Source organism: Victivallaceae bacterium (assembly GCA_036659455.1).
Classification (GTDB): Bacteria; Chlamydiota; Chlamydiia; order Chlamydiales; family Chlamydiaceae; genus JAVXCN01.
Map to the genome: position 1 here is coordinate 185530 of JAVXCN010000001.1, position 19406 is coordinate 204935.

The window sequence follows — 19406 nt, forward strand, 5'->3', positions numbered from 1 at the left end:
TTGCTGCGTTAGATACACTGCCAACTGCACTGCTTGCTGCATTAGATACGCTGCCAACTGCACGACTTGCTGCGTTAGATACACTGCCAACTGCACTGCTTGCTGCATTAGATACGCTGCCGACTGCACCGCTTGCTGCATTAGACACACTGCCAACCACACTACTTGCTGCGTTAGATACACTGCCAACTGCACCGGTTACTACATTAGACACACTGCCAACCACACTACTTGCTGCGTTAGATGCGCCATCAACTGTTGCCTCAACTGCTAAGGAAGTTGTATCATATATACCGCTAACCGTATTATTTACCGTTTCCATTGCACCACATAAGATAGTACTCACATTAGATACACTGCCGACTACACTGCTTGCTGCATTAGATACACCGCCAACTACACTACTTGCTGCACTTCGTCTTCGTCGTCTTCGTCTTTGTCGTCTGCCGCCTTCCGCTATCACTCGTATCGGTGCATGGCGTATACCACCGACTGTGCCGGTTACTACATTAGATACACCGCCAACTATACTGCTTACTGCACTAGATACACCGCCGACTGTGCCGGTTACTACATTAGATACACCGCCAACTGTACTGCTTACTGCACTAGATACACCGCCGACTGTGCCGGTTACTACATTAGATACACCGCCAACTATACTGCTTGCTGCACTAGATACACCGCCAACTATACTGCTTACTGCACTAGATACACCGCCGACTGTGCCGGTTACTACATTAGATACACCGCCAACTGTACTGCTTACTGCGTTAGACGCGACAGCAACTGTTACCTCAACTGCTAAGGAAGTTGTATCATATATACCGCCAACTACGCTAGACGCGACAGCAACTGTTACCTCAACTGCTAAAGAAGTTGCATCATATATACCGCCAACTACGCTAGACACACCGCCAACTACACTACTTGCTGCACTAGATACCCTGCCGCCTGCGCCGGTTACTACATTAGATACACCGCCAACTATACTGCTTGCTGCACTAGATACACCGCCAACTATACTGCTTGCTGCACTAGATACCCTGCCGCCTGCGCCGGTTACTACATTAGATACACCGCCAACTATACTGCTTGCTGCACTAGATACACCGCCAACTATACTGCTTGCTGCGTTAGACACGCCATCAACTGTTGCCTCAACTGCTAAGGAAGTTGCATCATATATACCGCCAACCGTATTATTTAGGGTGCTCACGATGTCTTCAAGTTTCTCTGCTGCCTCTATTTCTCCGGAGGCTCTTGCTTCTGCCGTAGCCCTTTCTCCTCCTTCCTCAGCTCTTTCTTCTTTGGTTCTTATCACTTGTTTTTCTAAACCGGTCTGCATATTGAGAGCATATGCTCTTGCCATCATTATTTTAGCTTTATAAGAATAGATTCCCATTGATAAGAACAAAACACCTAAACCTAACGAAATCATTCCTATCGTCATATAACCGCTGACAGGTAAACAAAGGGGGAGAAGGGTAAAGGATAATACCGTCAATGCAAGACAAACAACACCCAAAACAATCGATATTATACGAATCATATCACGTTTTCGAGAAAAAGGATTCAGTATGGAATCCCTTTGACACGTGGGGTTCATAAGATTCGGGAATATTGAAGCAGCCAAAGGATTCGTATCAGGACCGAAACCTGAAGAATTCACAAAATTAACACCGGATATTGCACGCTCCAACATATCTGAATAATTAGATAACCTTGTTATTTTAAGAAAAGACGCTTGGTCCATCTTCACAAGAGATACAATGGACAAAGCAAGGCCTACTACTAAAATTACCGTTCCCATTATATAGGCAATGGTTGTTGACAATCCTACGAAAGGAGAAATAAGCATCAATATGCCAAGAAGCAAAAGGATTACTCCCGCTATTAAGGAGATCGTATTACGCAAAAAAGAACAATTTTCTTTTTGAATAAGTCGAGAATCCAATTCTGAAGAAATTGCCCTAGACAACCCATTAATAACATTCATAATAAATTATTATAATAATTAATTAAACAATACATGATATAAGAAATATTATTTTCTATAAAGAGCAAAGTTTATTTGTTGTTTCGTAATTATTCCCGCTCGTAAAATTTTTAGAGGAGTTAAGGAAATAACGGTAGAAGGAACACCTTTTATGGATTCGTCATCTTCAAAAATAACAGCAGCTTGCTCTTTGATTGTTTCGGGTATGTCCGTTAAGTCCTTCTCAGGAGAAATCCCTGAATAATTAACAGACGTTGCTACAATCGGATGTCCCAATTTTTTAATTAGGGCTAAGGGAATAGGATGATCGGGGCTCCTGACTCCTATAAAAGGAGTATTTGAATAAAAACGAGAACATTTGAGAGCATCCGTCATCGGAAGAAGCACGGTCAACGGACCGGGAAAAAATGTTTCATACAATTTTAAAAAATCATCGGAATATTCGGAAACAATCCCTTCCAAATCATCCAAACAGGCAATTAAAATTGCCAAAGGCTTATCTTCGGATCTTTTCTTAAGAGAAAAGATTTTCTCCACACCTTTTTCCGAATATAATGAAACCCCTAAACCGTAAACCGTATCGGTAGGAAAAATAACAATTTCCCCTTCACACATTTTAAGAGCCGCCTCCGATAGTTTTTCTTCCAAAAAAATGACCGTCTTCTTAAGTTTTAAAAAAGATTTGATATTTTATCGGAAAAAATAAATTTATAGAATAAAAATTCGATTTTAATATAGAAATATTTATAAAAATAAATTATAAAAATAAGTTTTTAACCAAAATCTTAAACAATCAAGACAAGGACTAGTACATTATGGAAAATCATTCTTTTGTTAAAAAAATGATCGGAGGTTTAGAATTTATGGAAACTCCCGGAAATGACGAAGACCCTATTATAATTTTATTACATGGATACGGAGCGAATGCCAATGATTTAACTTTTTTTCCCGATTATTGTCATTTTAAGGATGTCAAGCCTACTTGGATTTTTCCTAGAGGAATCGAACCGGTTCAAGGATTTTCGGAAGGAAGAGCCTGGTTTCCTTTAAGTATTTCTCAACTTTTAACCGATGAATATCAACATTCGGATAAAAAGCTTTCCGAATTGTTTCCTGAAGAGCTTTTTATTAAACCCACGGAAGCCATAAAAAATCTTGTTGAAGATCTTAATCTTCCGCACGAACGAACGTTTTTAGGCGGTTTTAGTCAAGGCGCCATGATTTCTACGGACGTAATCTTAAGCTCTCATCATCAATTTCCCGGTTTATTCGTATTATCAGGCACCTTAGTAAAAGAAACCAAGTGGCGACAATACGCCATGACTAAGAAGAAACTAAGTATAATTCAAACGCATGGCACTCGTGATGATATTTTACCTTGGAAAGCAGCAAAGAAACTAAGCGAAGTTTTACAAGGTCCAGGAATCACCAGTGAATTTATTTCCTTTGATGGGGGACACGAAATTCCCGGCATTCTATTCAATAAATTTGTAAGTGTTATCGAGTCCGGAAATTAAACGGCATTTAAACCAATAAGATGCTCTAACTCCAATAGAGTCCGTTCCAGACAAAAACTTTTGTTGGTTCCTTTTTCCAAAGCCTCGTAGGCTTTGTTTATGACGTCTAAAACCCTATGTAAAGACAGATAAGGTAATTTACGAATACTCTCCTTATGAGAAGAAAAACTCATATAATCAATCATATCGTGTTCTAATAAGAATCGATCTCTATAAGCAAGCAAAATAGAATTAAGAATTTCCTTAATTTCATTTTTATCGGGTGATTTATTATTCAAAAATTCATTGAGTAGATACAATCTTGACGTGTTTAAAAATAAAATTTTTTCGGAGAAAAAGTTCTCAATAACGGATGTTTCTTCGGAAAGAAAAAAGATTTTGCATCTAGATAAAATCGTTTCCGCTAGATTTTTCCTTTTATTTGAAGTAAGAATGAAAAGAGTATCCGCCGGGGGTTCTTCTAAAATTTTTAACAAAGAAGCAGAAGCGGATAAAGACATTCTATCAGCAGCATAAATGACGAATATTTTCGTTGTGAAGATGAATGGCTTTTCATAAGCTTTTTTAGTCATGCTACGAATAGTATCAATAGAATGAAGATATATTTTCCCTTCCGGAAAATATTCGTAAAGATCAGGGCGATTCTTATCTGCTATAAATTGACGAGAGACGCCTTCACGATAATGAATTTTTTCAGTAATCTGACGAACTTTAGACTCCACAAAATTAGATCTTTCGGATAGAAGAACCACCGCTTGAGGAAACTCATTATTAGCAATCAGCCGATCGAATACTTCCATAAATTTTTAAGCACACAAAAAACCGGGAAAACAAAAAACAATTTCAAGAACTTCCTGAGAAAGCTCATGAACGGGTTTAGAAGCATCTATTGCTCTGATTCTTTCCGGATATCTCTCTTTCATTAATTGAAATCCTTTCTCAACCCTTTTATGAAATTCAGAACCTCTCACTTCTACTTTGTCTAGAGGACTTTGCTTTTTTTTGCGTAGAATACCTTCGTATGAAGGTATTTCCAAAATAAAAGTAATATCGGGCATCCAGTTTGTTTCTTTAAAAAAGAAATCATAAAACCGCCTACAAAAAGAATCGACGAAATCCAACTCAACAATACTTTCGTTAGGAGAATATCCTTGGTACACAACGGTCGAGTCATGGAATCTTTCACAGATTACGATATTTTTTCTATGCAAAGCCGGAAGAATAACCTCCTCCAAATGCTGAGCTCTAGATGACAAAAACAAGAGCAGTTCAGCAGGAAGATTTAAATCCAAAGCTTCTTTTTTTAAAAGAATCTCCCTCAACTCTTCGCCTAAAGGAGAGCCTCCAGGTTCTCTGGTATGGACAACTTGTTTGCCCATATCTTTCAGTTCCCTAACTAAATTCCGAGCTAAAGTAGTTTTTCCGGAACCTTCACCGCCTTCTATGGAAATAAACAAGAACACCGTCCTCTATAAAAATAAATAAGAATTAATCAATTCTCTTTTACTTCCGATAGTTTTTCACTATCCTGGTCCAAAACTTCTTCGGATTCTCCGATCCCAGACAATTTTTCAACAGCAACCAAAACATCATCCCCTTTTAAATGTACGAGACGGACTCCTTGAGTCGATCGCCCCATCACTCTAACATCTTTCATGCTGATCCTAATAGCCTGTCCATGAGCAGACATCATCAAAATGCTATCGTGATCCGTTACAGTCAATGCCCCTAAAACATTACCGTTTCTCGAACTTGTCAAAATCGAGCGAACACCCACTCCCCCTCTGTTCGTTTCTCTAAAACCTTGAACTAACGAACGTTTACCGCATCCCTTTTCACAAACAATCAAAACAGATTGACCATCGGATACGACCTCACAACCTACAACTCGATCTCCAGCTCCTTTTAAGGTAACCCCTCTTACCCCTCGAGCTGTTCTTCCCATGGCTCTAACTTTATCTTGAGGGAATCGAACGGCTGCTCCCATATGAGTAAATAACATGATCTTATCTTCGAGACTAAGAATCCTTCTCGCCATGATTAACTCATCACCTTCGTCGATTTCAAGCGCCCGAATACCTTTTTTACGAGGATTGCTAAACGCTTGAAGATCTACTTTTTTAACTACTCCGTGTCGAGTCGTCAAGAAAAGAAAACCTCCTTCTCCAAAATCCTTTACGCGCACAACGGCAGCTACACGTTCATCTTTACGAATACCTTCCAAAAAATTAACCAAAGATTTCCCTTTAGAACGTCTCTCACCTTCAGGAAGTTGCCATACTTTTAACCAAAAACACTGACCTAAATTCGTGAAAATCAATAAATAATCTTTCGTAGAAGCTACATAAACAGTCTTTAAGAAGTCGGTTTCTTTCTTCATGTCGAACCCGGAAACTCCTTGACCTCCTCTTTTTTGCTCCTTGAACAGTTTAATCGGCATACGTTTGACATAATCATCTTTCGATACGGTAATAATTACAGGCTCATCGACAATAATGTCCTCTATATCCTTTAAATCACTCTCCGCTAATTCTATTTGAGTCCTTCTTACTGAAGAATGAGTCTTCAAAACATCGGTCAATTCTCCGCGAATAATATCTTTTACAAGGATTTCTTGAGCCAAAACATCTTTGTAATAAACAATTTTAATAGTGAGTTCCTGATGTTCCTTTCTAAGCTTTTCGAATTCAAGTCCGGTTAATTGATAAAGCCGAAGCTCTAATATGGCAAGAGCTTGTTTTTCTGAAAATTCAAAAAAATCAATCAATCGAATCTTCGCGTTCTCTTTATTATCGCTCTCTTTAATCGTTTTAACGACTTCATCCAACATCGATACAGCTTTTAAATAACCCTGTAAAACATGAGCCCGAGCTTCCGCTTTGTTAAGTTCGTATCTCGTCCTACGTCTGACAATTTCAATTCTATGACGAATCCAACAGGATATCATACGTTTGATATCCATGGTTCGCGGAAGATTCTTATCCAAAGCCAACATATTACCGCCGAAAGTCACCTGAACATCGGTGAATTTCAGCAGTCTATTAATAATAATTTCCGATTGCTCTCCTCTTTTTAATTCGATAACAACCCGAATGCCTTCTTTATCCGATTCATCACGAACGTCGGATATACCGACGAGAGTCTTATCATTAACCAAATTAGCGATTTGTTCGATTAGACGAGATTTATTGACGTTGTACGGTAATTCAGTAATGATAACGGCATCTCTACACTTGTCGCTACTTTCTTCAACAATCATTTTTGCTCTGACCTTTAGCTTCCCTCTTCCGGTCAAATAAGTAGAACGAATACCTTCGGTTCCACAGATGATTCCTCCGGTAGGAAAATCGGGGCCCGGCATTACACGCATGATATCTTCAACAGTTGTTTCAGGATCCTCTAAAACCAGAAGAGTAGCATCGACAAGTTCACGCAGGTTATGGGGAGGAATATTCGTAGCCATACCCACTGCGATTCCTGAAGAACCATTACACAAAAGATTAGGAAATTTAGAAGGAAACACCGTCGGCTCCATACGAGTCTCATCATAATTAGCCACCATGTCCACTGTGTCTTTATCTAAGTCCTCCATTAACTGGAGCGACCCTCCGGTCAATCTGGCTTCGGTATATCGCATAGCCGCAGGCGGATCTCCGTCTATTGAACCGAAATTACCTTGTCCGTCAACAAGAGGATACCTCATTGACCAATCTTGAGCCATCCTAACGAGAGTCGGATAAATGACGCTTTCACCGTGAGGATGATAGTCTCCGGAAGTATCTCCGCATATTTTAGCACATTTTCTGTGTTTGCTACCGGGAGATAGATTAAGCTGTCTCATAGCATATAGAATTCTTCTCTGAGAGGGTTTAAGACCATCTCTTACATCCGGAAGAGCCCTGGAAATAATGACGGACATTGAATAACGGAGATAGCTCTCTTTCATTTCTTCTTCCAAATTTCTAGGTAAGATGATCTCATCCTTTCCGAACGACATATAATAATCCTTAAATATCTAAATTACTCATTCTAATTGATAAAGCGTGACTTTCAATAAAATTTCTTCGGGGAGGCACATCCTCGCCCATAAGCATAGTAAACGTATGATCGGCTTCCATCCCGTCCGTTACCGCAACCTGAATCAAAGTTCGTTGATTCGGGTTCATAGTAGTATCCCAGAGTTGATCCGCATTCATTTCTCCAAGACCTTTATAACGCTGAACTTCTATGCCTTTTTTTCCGTTTATTCGAAGAAAATCTATAGCATCCTTAAGAGAACGACATACTTTAACTTCCTTATCTTCCGTAATTACGGTTAATAACCCTTGCTTGGAAACGATCGAATAATCGGATAATTTCAATCCGTAACTTTCCAAATTTTTATTAAGCTCAACAAAAGAAGTCTTCTTATGTAGCTCTATGGACTTAAAGGGAACTTCTTCTTTAGAAAATTCTTCCTTGAGCAAATCAAGTTCCTCATCGGAATAGATAAAACGAATGTTCTGTTGTTTATTTGTTTCCCAAGAAACGGAATACATCGGATAAACTCCGGATTCATTTCCGGCTTCAATGAATTCTTCAAAAGGAACGGCTTTTTTCTCCAATCCCGAAATAAAACTTTCAACTCCTAAAATTGCCGATATCAAACTTTTTACGGATTCTCCGGATAACTCCTGTCCATCCGTAAGAACAATCTTAACATTTCCCGACCCTAAAGAAAGCAAATATTCATCCATCTCTTTTTCCGATAAAATGTACCGAAATTCTTTTTTCCTACTGACTTTATATAATGGAGGTTGAGCTATATACACACATCCGCTCTCAATTAAAACAGGCATATGACGATAGAAAAACGTTAACAAAAGAGTACGAATATGAGATCCATCAACATCTGCGTCGGTCATAATAATAATTCTTCTGTAACGCAATTTATCGATATTAAAGCTTCCGGGGCCTATACCGCTACCTAAAGCGGCTATGATAAAACCTATTTCCTGATTCTGAAAAACCTTCTGTAAACGAGCTTTTTCGACATTTAAAATTTTACCGCGAATCGGAAGTATCGCCTGAAATTTACGATCTCTTCCTAACTTAGCCGACCCACCTGCAGAATCACCTTCAACTATGTAGATTTCACATTTCATTGGGTCTTTTTCCAAACAATCTATCAACTTCCCCGGCAATCTGGCACTATCCAATGCACTTTTTCTTAAAGTTAATTCTCTGGCTCTTTTAGCAGCCTCTCTAGCCTGGGCCGCGATCAAGACTTTATCTACAATCATTTTGGCGGTTTGAGGATTTTCTTCGAAAAAAACAGTTAATCCTTCACCGGTAACCTGTTGAGCTATAGACCCGACATCACTATTCCCTAATTTTTGTTTAGTTTGTCCTTCAAATTGAGGATTAGGAACCTTAACGGAAATCACAACCGTTAATCCTTCTCTCATATCATCTCCGGTTAAAGAGATCTTATCCGATTTGAGCAAATTATGATTCTTAATGTAGGCATTCAATACTCTAGTAAGAGCTGTTGAAAATCCAGTCAGATGAGAACCGCCTGATCTTGTGGGAATATTGTTGACGTATGAATGGATGAGTTCGATATACCCATCGTTCCATTGCATAGCCACTTCAAACTCAACAAGACCGTCATCCCCCTCTTTTACCCCTTTGAAATAAATCGGAGTATTGAATAAACACTCCTTGTTTTCATTCAGATAATTGACGAACGAACGTAAACCGCCCTCATAAGAAAAAACGATTTTATCAAAAGAATCATCTCTTTCGTCTTGAAAGCCAATCGAAATACCGCCGTTTAAAAAAGCCAATTCTCTAAATCGCTTAACCAAAATACTCCGATCGAAATCAACGGAAGCAAAAATCTTAGTATCCGGGTAAAAAACGATTTGAGTTCCCCGCTTATCGGTTTTGCCCTTAATCTCTAATTCACTAGTCGGAACTCCTTTCGAGAAGGTCATTTCATAAATAAAGCCGTTTTTATAAACTCGAGCAATAAAAGTCGAAGACAACGCATTGACACAAGAAACCCCTACTCCGTGTAAACCTCCGGAAACTTTATAACTCTCCTTATCAAATTTTCCTCCGGCGTGCAAAATCGTCAAGACAACTTCCAAAGCGGACACATCCCTACCCGCTTTTTGAGACTCCCCTTTATGAATTTCAATGGGAATCCCTCTCCCGTCATCCTCTATCGAGATGCCGCCGTCTTTTAAAATCTTTACATCAATGGACGAACAATGACCGGCCATAGCCTCATCGATACTGTTATCAATGACTTCGTAAACCAAATGATGTAATCCTCCAACACCGGTATCTCCTATGTACATTCCGGGACGCTCTCTTACCGCTCGTAGCCCCTCCAAAACGGTAATAGCCGACGCATCATAATGATTATCTTGAGAATTCATAAATTTAAGTTACCCTAAGAAAAATTCTATTCTTGTTACTGTTGTTCTGGGAACGCGCGCCCGTAAACGTTCCATTAAAATCTTCTGATTAAATTGTTTAAGAGAGCTATAGAATGACGAATTATATACGACGACCTTTAAAACGGAATCGATAAACCCTATGGCTCGAGACATATTTTTAAATTTTTCATTTATAATCAAGTCCCATGCTTCCATAACTTCCAAAGAAGACTCCCGCTTCATTTTTTTGAAACGAATCTCCGCTTCAAAAAGAACGTCTTTTAAAGATGTAGTGGTTGTTGCCGTAAGAGATCTTTTTGCACGTTTCAGTGAATTGTTATCTTTCGAAAAAAACCGACTCACCCATACCTCTAAAGTGAAAATAACCTGGAATTTCGGTGCCTCAGTAAAGAGAACCCATTATAAATCTTCCTTAAAAAAAGTCAAGACGAGGTAAAATTAGAAATTTCGATCGCTCCCTGAAATTCATTTTCAATAAAATCCCTGATTTCAGAATCGGAAAGGTACTTTTTTAATAAAACAAACTCGGGCTTTTCCGAATCTTCACTTCTAACGACAACGATATTAACGTATTTAAGCGAATCAATCGATTCGATAAATAAGGCGTCCCGCTTAGGATTCAAACCGGAAGCCAAAGCAAAATTCCCGGGAATCACCGCCAAATCGACGTCATTCAGACTACGGATGAGCATAGGCGCGGGAACCTCAACTAAAGTAATCTTACGTTCATTACCGTAAACATCTCGCGCCGTTGCGGTATTCAAAGAATCTTTTTCTTCTTTAAAACGAATTAAAGACAACGACGACAAAAGATCCAAAGCTCTTTTTTCGTTAGTCACATCAATAGGAACAGCTATGGTTAGAGGACAAGAATCATTCCGAAAGTCTTGTAACGACTTATTTTTCTTGGAATAAATCCCCATCGGCTCTATATGAACCGGTGTAAGAATAGCCAATTCGCTATATTTCAACTCACGACATTCATTCTCAAAATATAAAATATGCTGAAAAAAATTGGCATCGACTTGCTTGTCCGCAACCAATCGATTAGGTATTTTATAATCATCTACTTCGATTATTTTTAAAAATACTCCTTCTTTTTCCAATTTCGGTTTGATCCGTTTCAGAATTAAAGCGTGAGGAGTAGGTGTAGCCACTATAGATATCTCGGTAATATTTTCCGAAAGTTTAGATTTATTTCGGCATCCGCTACAGAGGAAGCATAAAAGCAAAATAAAAACGGATAAATTACGGTTCATTTAAAGAAGTCCTCGTTTTTTAAGAATATGATTCATCAAAACATTACCTATAAAATTGGTAGTTTCTACCAGAATTAACGTAACAATCAGGACCAAGACGACTACAAACGGATTAAATCGATAATAACCGTATTGCATAATCAGTTGTCCTAAACCACCCCCACCTACAAACCCAGCTAAAGCGGATAAACCTATTACGCTAACTACAATCGATTTAAGACCTGCAATCAAAGAAGGTAGACATTCGGGAAGAACTATTCTGAATACGGTTTGAGAAGAAGAAGAACCGAGAGACAAAGCCGCTTCTCTGAAATAACGATAAACAGGTAAACACGTTTCCGCAACTAACCTTGTTACGAAAGGTATCATCCCTATAGTTAGAGGCACGACGGAAGCGGTAGCACCTAGACTGGTACCGACAATTAATCTTGTTAGAGGAAATAAAAAAACAATCAATACGGAAAAAGGCACGGAGCTCAAAAAATTCAATAATAATTGGATCCCACTGTTAATCTTTTTGAGATATCCGTTTTTTGCATTTGCGATGATACAAAACAAACCCAAAGAGAATCCGATAATTGATGATAAAACGAAAGATAGACCTACCATGTAAAGTGTCTTTAATAATTCTTTGGGAATTAAACTAAGAGCAAACGAAAGATCTTTCCAAAATACCATATTTTTTAAACCGGACTTGAAACGACAACGTGAAATTTCTCAAGAGATTTACGAAAATTAATCCGATCCGACTCCCGTCCCGTTAAAGCAATGACGAGAAAACCGACAGGAGAACGACACAGTAAATCAATATCACCGGCAAGAATATTAACAATTACGGGAATTTTTTTCAGCAATTCTCCTATGATCGGACGAAAAGCATTTTCTTTGAGAAAACCTAACCTTAAAATTTCCGTATCGTCTTTTGTCAAAAAATCATTATATTTTTTAAAATCTTCGACTCCTCCAATCAACATTCGAGTCAAGTCATGCTCGGGCCGTAAAAATAAATCTTCGGAGAATTTTTCCTCAATTTTTCTTCCCTGATGCATAACCATAATTCTATTGCAAATTTTCTTTACAACATTCATTTCGTGGCTGACAAAGACTATGGTCAATCCGGAAACGCTATTCATTTCGATTAGAATATTAAGAATATCTTCGGTTGATCGTGTGTCGAGAGCGGAAGTAATTTCATCGCAGACCAAAACTGAAGGATTCATAACCAAAGCTCTGGCTAGGGCTACTTTTTGCTTTTCTCCTCCGCTTAAAGCGCTAGGATAATCGTTTTTCTTATGCTCCAACCCTACGGCAGCTAGCAGGTTTTGAGCCTCTTTCAAGGCGTTTTTTTTGCTGATTTTTCTAGAAATGAGTAGAGGGTAGACGACATTATCCAAAACGTTTTTTGAAAAAAAAAGACGAAAATCCTGAAAAACATGACCTACGGAAGACCTATCGCACGAATTTTGTCCGCCTTGAATTGTAATAGTCCCCGAAGTTATCTCCGTGAAAGCACTGAGACAACGCAATAACGTCGATTTTCCGGATCCGCTGAAACCTATGATCCCAAAAATGTCTCCTTTATTAACAAAAAAAGAAATGTCTTGAAGCAAAACGGTATCACAGCCTCTAACTGAAACCGATTTAAAAATGTGTTCCACTTCTATAAGAGGTCTCGATATCATTGAATCAAGAAAATAAAATTAAAGACGGCAACAGATTGTAGCGTACCTTTCGAAAAAAAACCATAATTTTAAGCAATGGATCGAGACAATGAATTCCTGTTTGAATTTATTGGCTCCGAATCGGATTTATTCGAAAATGGGAGTTACATCCGACAACTCATCCATCTGTGTGACCGCTTTTTTCAAAGCGGTTTTGAGATCATCGATTGCAAGATAATTCTGGTGATGTCTTTCCGTTAAACTTACAATTTTCTTCAGTTGTTTTTCCGTCTTTATTTTTCCGTTAAAATATATCTGTGATAAAACAAGAATTACTCCTATGCATAATGTCACAATACCGATGCAAACTCCTGCAACGACGGGAAGACCGGCAATCAATCCGAGAGAGGAGATAATCGTAAAAATTACCGCAAGAATTATAAAAAGCATACCGCAAACAAATTGAACCTTATTTAAAAGCGAACTTGCTTTTTTTTCGAATATTCTGGGAACATCGGTCCTGAGACTATTTCCCTGAGTCAAAGATGCTTCTTCAAGCAAATTTTCGTCAGAAGAAGAAATCGATATGTTCATAACTGGAGGAACTTCAGGCATAAAGGCCATAACATTTAATCCTTTAATTTTTAAATAAACTATTTCGTTTGTTTTGATGATTTGCAAGTTTCATCAAAAATTGATTTTAAGAGCTTTCCTTCCAAAATCAATAACAACAATTCTTCTTTGGAAACACCCGTTTGCTCCTCGACAAATTGCAATCCTTCCTCGAATGCCGTGGGATTGCTTACTTGTGCCGAATAATAATAACCTCTTAGCATGTGATCAAAGAATTTCAAGATACTACTTAGAGACACATATTTTGCGTTGAAAATTGTAGCCATTTCCATTAAAAACTTCCGAAGTTTGTCGGAATTTAGAAGTACGGCAGCCAGAAGACAAGGACATACAGCCAACACTCTACTGCTCTCGACAAACGCATTTGAGAAATCTTCTATAACGGCAGAACGGTCAGAACTGAACAGCATTAATTTTTGGAATGTGTTACTTACCGGAAGGTCACCTAATTTATTACCTTTGTCTAAAATTGAGTTATACGCCTGTTCTTTTTCGACTCGTTCTTCAAGACTGCTCTCAGTAGACGGTACAACGGGAATAGCTCCTCTTGAATCCTCATTTTCAGGATCAGGAATTGAATCAAACAAATGTATCGAATCCCTTTTAAATAATTTCAATATGAATAAATGGAATAGTTTGTTTTGTTGAAGATGTTTTTCAACAACAGCCTTATATTTTGCTTCATTTGAGAATAAATAGGATTCACGCAATAACTTATCTCTTAAATTTAATTTGACTTGTTGCAACTCGACAAAACTAAGCCCTCCTATCAAATAAGTATTTATAACCTCAGCCGTTGCATTCAAACAACCGGAATCACACTGAGTGAAAGGATCCTCAAGCCCTAATGACTTATAAAGAGTGTCGGCTTTGATAATAGCTCTTTCCGCTAACAATTTAGAAAAGACCATTGACGAGCTTTCATTCAAGGAATCTTCATTTTGTAGCTCTATTAAGGCTATAAAAACACAATAAATCTCAAAAAAATTTTTATTTCTAAAAACACCCTGTGAATCTACTAACTCTTTTTCACTCGTATCAAGTAACAAAGCGCAAATATCCTTAGTTTTAATATGAAAAAAATCACGCACCCAGCCCGCTAAAGGCTCGAGTTCGCTTTTTGAAAAGCTCAAACCGATGTTCAGTAAAATTTTAGCTAATTCTGTATTGACATTAATGTTAATAGTCTTTTTTTCAGAAAGATTTTGAAGTCTTTTGAAAAAACTCAACAAAGGATTGTCACTTATGAAAAATCGTTTGAGTTCTTCTTTTTTTTGAGAAGATATACTAAGTGGCCTAAACCGAACGCTTTTGTCATCCCGAAGACTTTTAAGAGTGTTGCATCGCTCAATGTAATCAATTGTTGTTTGCTCATTCATTTCGATCTTTTTTTCCAATCCATGTTGAATACGATTGGAAAAATAATGAGAAAATATTAAAAAGGACAGCGCAACTAGGGAAACGGAAAAAAATACAATCCAAAGACAAATGGAAAGCGGCAAAGGTGCCATCAATATTCCGGCAAGCGCAGCAAACAAGCCTACGATTAGAGAAATCACAAGCAAAGTCCGTGCAATTCTAAGACACGTGTTTCTTCGAGTTATCAAATTACCAATATTCGAAGACTTCGGAGAATTGGGGAGTACCGCAAAATTATTCATTAATCACCAATTATATTGCCTGTAAAAATCCATTTTAAATCAAAAAGTTAAAAAGATAAATACTAAACAACCAATTTTTAATAATGAAAAAATATTTTAATAACCTAGGTGTTTAAAAATTAATTTGTGAATTATTATCGGTATGCCTCAGTATGAGGTAAATTTTTCTTAATATAAACCGGAGTTTTTGAAATGACAGCCGACTCTTCCATACTTAGTATTATAAATCGCCTCCTCGGTAACGAGGCTGAAGAACTCTTAACTTATCGTTGTCGTCATATAAGTCAAGAATCCTTAACCCTCCCTTCTCCGCAATTTTTAGACACCGTTTTCACGGAATCCGATCGAAATAATAGAACGCTTAGATCATTACAGTCTCTTTTTTCTCAAGGTCGACTTAAAAACACCGGCTATTTGTCCATTTTACCTGTCGACCAAGGTGTAGAGCATTCGGCAGGGGCAACATTTGCGGCTAATCCGGAATTCTTCAATCCCGAAAATATAATCAGATTGGCTGTCGAAAGCGGTTGCAGCGGGGTGGCTTCGACTTATGGAGTGTTAAGCTTATTATCGAGAAAATATGCACATAAGATTCCATTTATCGTAAAACTTAATCACAACGAGCTTCTTTCTTATCCGAATACCTACCATCAAATATTCTTTACCCAAGTTGAAGAGGCTTATAATTTGGGAGCCGTTGCTGTCGGAGCCACTATTTATTTCGGATCGGAAACAAGTCGAGAAGAGATTATCATGGTTTCCGAAGCTTTTTCCAGAGCCAGAGATCTTGGAATGGCTACTATTCTTTGGTGCTATTTAAGAAACAACCACTTCTCACAACCTGAAACGGATTATCATGCAGCAGCCGATTTAACCGGACAAGCAAATCATTTGGGGGCAACTTTGGGAGCCGATATCGTTAAACAAAAATTACCTACTTGTAATGAAGGGTTTAAAAAATTAAAATTCGGAAAAACCGATGATCGTATCTATACTGAACTCTCTTCCAATCACCCCATAGACTTATGTCGTTATCAAGTCCTTTGTTCGTTCGCAGGAAAAATAGGTTTAATCAATTCCGGCGGTCCTTCCGGAACAAATGATCTGGCCGAAGCGGTAAGAACAGCTGTTATTAACAAGCGCGCCGGAGGCATGGGATTGATATTAGGAAGAAAAGCTTTCCAAAAACCTTTTAAAGAAGGAGTCGATATCTTGGAAACGATTCAAGATATTTATTTAAATAAGAATGTTACAATAGCGTGAGGACAATATGCATAAACATAAAAAAGACAAGCCGTTGGGAACGTTTACTTTGGCAATGTTATCACTGGCCGTTGTTATTAGTTTAAGAAACTTACCTCTAACGGCAACTCAGGGTTTATCCACTCTTTTTTATTACGGATTAGCCGTTTTGGGGTTTATGATCCCCTATGCTCTGATTTCAGCTGAATTAGCCTCTATGCATCCTCAAGGAATTTATGCGTGGGCTAAAGAATCTTTCGGACCGAAATGGGGGTTTTTTGCTATCTGGATGCAATGGTTTCATAACATGACATGGTATCCTGCTATGTTGGCTTTTGTTGGAGCTTCTTTAAGTTATCTCATAAATCCGAGTCTTGCTCATAACAAGATTTATTTGATGAGTATTATTTTAGTAGGTTTTTGGGGATTGACCTTTTTTAACTTCCGCGGTGTTTCGATTTCCGCTAGGTTCAGTACCATTTGTGTAATAGCTGGAACTATTATTCCCGGTATTATATTAGTGACATTGGCTTTGTATTGGATTATTGGCGGTAACCCAATAGCAATCTCTTTCGATTCATCAAACCTTATTCCTAAGTTCAATGATTACTCTTCTCTTGCGTTGCTGGCAGGTATGTTTTTAGCTCTAAGCGGATTGGAAGCTAATGCCAACCTAGCTTCCGATATGAAAGATCCTAAGCGTAGTTATCCGAAAGCCGTTTTCTTCGGAGCCTTTTGTACACTGGCAATTTTAGTTTTGGGATCTATTTCCATAGCTATCGTTATACCTAAATCCGAAATCAGTCTTGTTTCGGGTTTAATAAATGCCTTTTCTCTGTTTTTCAATAAGTATAATTTGCAATGGATAACTCCCATTATTATTTTTTTAACGATTGCAGGCTCTTTAGGCGAGATGAATGCTTGGATGTTTGCCGGAACTAAAGGTTTATATATCACAGGGAAATCGGGATGCCTACCAAAGATTTTACAAAAAGTCAATAAAAACGACGTTCCCGTTAATTTGATGCTATTTCAAGCTATAATGGTAACGATATTTACGGCAGCTTTTATTTGCTTGAGCAGTGCGGACCTAGCTTACTGGATCCTCAGCGCATTAAGTACGCAAATGTATTTGGTTATGTACATTTGCTTGTTCTTAGCGGGAATCGTTCTACGATACAAACAACCTCAAACTAAGAGAATTTATAAAATTCCCGGCGGTAATTTCGGTATGTGGGTACTAGTATTGACAGGTGCTTTTTGCTGTATTTTGGCTCTAACGATCAGCTTTTTTCCTCCTAAGATGTTAATGGAGGCTCATGAATTGATAAAATATGAAATTTCCCTGATATCGGGGTTCTTATTTTGTTTAATTCTTCCCTTAATCATTTACGCCATACAAAAAAGAAAAGAAGCAGTCTAAGAATGTTTAGGAGAACACTAATAAAAAATGCGAACCGGAATTCGGTTTGTATTTTATCCGGTCCTTCTCATGGAGATGACTTATACAAAAAAGAAAAAGAAAGCATCCTAGGATGCTTTCTTTTTTTAGGTAGATTGTTAAGTAAAAAATAGGTACTGAATAAAAGCAGTAATCACAAAAAAGATCGTCATTGACATGATGTCGTTAAAAGCCGTCACAATCGGGCCGGATGCCAGAGCAGGATCTACTCCGATGCGAACGAAGAAAAAGGGAGAAAGAACCCCTAAAGTGGTAGCTGTCAAAGATGCTCCTAAAATTCCCGATGCAACGGTAATCCCCAATTGAACGCTATTTCCGGCAAACATTCCTATTTTCAAAAAACTCATCATATAAACAATAAATCCACAAAAAATCCCGAGAACGACCCCAGTCAATAATCCAATACTCATTTCCTTAAAAATCGTATCTTTTCGTCGACCTAAAGACAAAGTACCCGTTGCCATACTTCTTACGAGAATCGTACTGCATTGAACTCCCACATTGCCGGACATACCGTTAATAAGAGGGATAAAAAATAAGACTAAAGCAAGCAAAGTGGGAGCTATTTGTTGAAAATAAGCCATTATCGCAGCGCTAACCAATCCTGCAAATAACGTTACCAACAACCAAGGAGCTCGGGATAAAAATCTTTGAAAAACATTGTAATTATGATAACCGACATCTTCTCCAGTCCCTGCCATTTTAGCAATTGTTTCGTCTGCAATATCTTCAATAGCCTCAACAACATCTTCGTACGTGATTGCACCTATCAAAAAATTTTCCTCATCCACAACCGGAAGAGCCGCAATCTTATATCTTTCAACCAAATCAACTACTTCTTCTCTCGTAGCATCCGGAAGAACTTTGTGTTCGACCTGACTCATAATTTGTCTTAAAAAAACGTCCGGAGCACTGATAATCAAACTTCTATCCGTAACTACTCCCTGTAATTCCCCTTTAAAATCCAAAACGAATACCAATCTTGTTAAATCAATTCCAGGGTTATTACGCAAAGAAGAAGCAACTTCTTTAATAGTGGTTTCCATCGAAAAAGCAAAAAATTCATTCGTCATCAACCTTCCGGCCGTATTACGACTATGTTTTTGCAGATCTTTAATTTTGAGAGCCTTTTTAGAGTCTATTAAATCTAAAACTCTCCTATATCTTCTATCGGGAATATCATCTAACACCCAAACCGCTTCATCAGGAGGCATCTGTTCGATAAGAGCACAAATCTCATTATCCGACAGCTTTCTGAAAATAGCCCAACGAGAGGCCGAATCCGTGTTGATGATAAATGCTACTTTTGAAGTCATACAGGAGAGATTTTTATATAAAATCGATCTCATTACAGGAGGAAGCCCAGAAACCGCATAAGCAAGATCTATGGGATTATATTCAGTCGCTATTTTGGCTATATCATGAGAATGAACGTCTTGCGATAAATGATTAAAAGCCTTCTCTAATCGAAAGCTCAATTCATCGTCCAAATGACTCGTCTTGGAATCCATATAATTTTATCC

15 protein-coding genes and 1 pseudogene are annotated in these 19406 nt (G+C 38.1%); 3 read left to right on the plus strand and 13 right to left on the minus strand.

Annotation, left to right across the window (positions count from 1 at the left end):
- Positions 1 to 1879 (minus strand): hypothetical protein (locus tag RSA43_00810; GenBank protein MEG2495828.1); only part of this gene is annotated, 1879 nt, incomplete at its 3' end.
- 168 nt (positions 1880 to 2047) lie between these two features.
- Positions 2048 to 2647 carry an L-threonylcarbamoyladenylate synthase gene (locus tag RSA43_00815; GenBank protein MEG2495829.1) on the minus strand — a complete coding sequence of 200 codons (600 nt, stop codon included), beginning with the start codon at positions 2645 to 2647 and terminating at the stop codon, positions 2048 to 2050.
- A 167-nt stretch (positions 2648 to 2814) separates the two neighbouring features.
- On the opposite strand from RSA43_00815, the gene RSA43_00820 reads away from it, so the two are divergent.
- Complete coding sequence (locus RSA43_00820; protein MEG2495830.1) at positions 2815 to 3516, plus strand: hypothetical protein; 702 nt, start codon at positions 2815 to 2817, stop codon at positions 3514 to 3516.
- On the opposite strand, the gene RSA43_00825 is transcribed toward RSA43_00820, so the two are convergent.
- The 10 genes from RSA43_00825 to RSA43_00870 form a co-directional block, all read right to left on the minus strand.
- Positions 3513 to 4316, minus strand: a complete 804-nt coding sequence (locus RSA43_00825) for a hypothetical protein (GenBank protein MEG2495831.1) — start codon at positions 4314 to 4316, stop codon at positions 3513 to 3515. The genes RSA43_00820 and RSA43_00825 overlap by 4 nt on opposite strands.
- Positions 4317 to 4322: 6 nt before the next feature.
- Positions 4323 to 4973 (minus strand): dTMP kinase, encoded by a 651-nt coding sequence (tmk, locus tag RSA43_00830; GenBank protein MEG2495832.1) that lies wholly within the window; start codon positions 4971 to 4973, stop codon positions 4323 to 4325.
- A 35-nt stretch (positions 4974 to 5008) separates the two neighbouring features.
- Entirely contained in the window at positions 5009 to 7513 is a 2505-nt protein-coding gene (gene gyrA, locus RSA43_00835; GenBank protein MEG2495833.1) for a DNA topoisomerase (ATP-hydrolyzing) subunit A, read from the minus strand.
- A gap of 10 nt (positions 7514 to 7523) precedes the next feature.
- On the minus strand, positions 7524 to 9944 hold the full coding sequence (gene gyrB / locus RSA43_00840) for a DNA topoisomerase (ATP-hydrolyzing) subunit B (GenBank protein ID MEG2495834.1): 2421 nt from the start codon (positions 9942 to 9944) through the stop codon (positions 7524 to 7526).
- Positions 9945 to 9953: 9 nt separating this feature from the next.
- Positions 9954 to 10307, minus strand: a complete 354-nt coding sequence (locus RSA43_00845) for a DUF721 domain-containing protein (GenBank protein ID MEG2495835.1) — start codon at positions 10305 to 10307, stop codon at positions 9954 to 9956.
- A gap of 80 nt (positions 10308 to 10387) precedes the next feature.
- Positions 10388 to 11224 carry a MetQ/NlpA family ABC transporter substrate-binding protein gene (locus tag RSA43_00850; GenBank protein ID MEG2495836.1) on the minus strand — a complete coding sequence of 279 codons (837 nt, stop codon included), beginning with the start codon at positions 11222 to 11224 and terminating at the stop codon, positions 10388 to 10390.
- Entirely contained in the window at positions 11225 to 11902 is a 678-nt protein-coding gene (locus RSA43_00855; GenBank protein ID MEG2495837.1) for an ABC transporter permease subunit, read from the minus strand.
- A gap of 5 nt (positions 11903 to 11907) precedes the next feature.
- Positions 11908 to 12882 (minus strand): methionine ABC transporter ATP-binding protein, encoded by a 975-nt coding sequence (locus RSA43_00860; GenBank protein MEG2495838.1) that lies wholly within the window; start codon positions 12880 to 12882, stop codon positions 11908 to 11910.
- Between the two features lie 150 nt (positions 12883 to 13032).
- Positions 13033 to 13509 (minus strand): hypothetical protein, encoded by a 477-nt coding sequence (locus RSA43_00865; GenBank protein ID MEG2495839.1) that lies wholly within the window; start codon positions 13507 to 13509, stop codon positions 13033 to 13035.
- Between the two features lie 29 nt (positions 13510 to 13538).
- Complete coding sequence (locus tag RSA43_00870; GenBank protein ID MEG2495840.1) at positions 13539 to 15179, minus strand: hypothetical protein; 1641 nt, start codon at positions 15177 to 15179, stop codon at positions 13539 to 13541.
- 192 nt (positions 15180 to 15371) lie between these two features.
- On the opposite strand from RSA43_00870, the gene RSA43_00875 reads away from it, so the two are divergent.
- Positions 15372 to 16442: a class I fructose-bisphosphate aldolase gene (locus RSA43_00875; GenBank protein MEG2495841.1), complete on the plus strand. Its 1071-nt coding sequence runs from the start codon at positions 15372 to 15374 to the stop codon at positions 16440 to 16442.
- A gap of 7 nt (positions 16443 to 16449) precedes the next feature.
- Positions 16450 to 17844: an amino acid permease gene (locus RSA43_00880; GenBank protein MEG2495842.1), complete on the plus strand. Its 1395-nt coding sequence runs from the start codon at positions 16450 to 16452 to the stop codon at positions 17842 to 17844.
- A gap of 137 nt (positions 17845 to 17981) precedes the next feature.
- Here RSA43_00880 and mgtE read toward each other — a convergent pair.
- Positions 17982 to 19406, minus strand: a pseudogene (gene mgtE, locus RSA43_00885) (magnesium transporter).